General features: G+C 29.6%; 1 pseudogene. It reads right to left on the bottom strand.

Going from position 1 to position 487, the window contains the following annotated elements:
* Positions 1-487 (bottom strand): annotated as a pseudogene (locus ACQPUY_RS17780) (phage tail spike protein); the annotation flags it as partial.

Raw genomic sequence — 487 nt, 5'->3', positions numbered from 1 at the left:
TAAGAACATCTAGAAGTGTATCTTCTACTGTTTTAACTTCTAAATCTTCCTCTGTAAAAACTGGTATATCTTCTACTATACCAGTATCGGGTACATCTAACCTTACATTTTCATAGCCTTTTCTTTTAGCTTTTAGTTCCCAAGAAAATTCTGTTCCATATTGACCATGTACTATAAAATAATTATTAAATCTCTCTATTCTACTTATAGAACCATTATATACCTGTGTAAACACATGGTATTCACAATCTGTATTAATGCACTCTTGTAATATTTCATCTATATAAACTACACATTCACCATCACTATTAATAACTCCAGAACCTATATCTCCAAAATAATACTCTGCTGTTTCATATGCGTTTATTAATCTCTCTCCAAAATTCTTAGTTTTTTGTAAAGAATTTTTTGAGCCTGTAACTGTAAAATTCCCACTAACTTGTGTATGTGTATTTAATAAAGCAGGATAACTTCTACCTGCTAATAT

The sequence above is a fragment of the Clostridium nigeriense genome (assembly GCF_050585245.1).
Classification (GTDB): domain Bacteria; phylum Bacillota; class Clostridia; order Clostridiales; family Clostridiaceae; genus Clostridium; species Clostridium nigeriense_A.
This window is presented reverse-complemented; position numbering and strand designations above follow the sequence as displayed.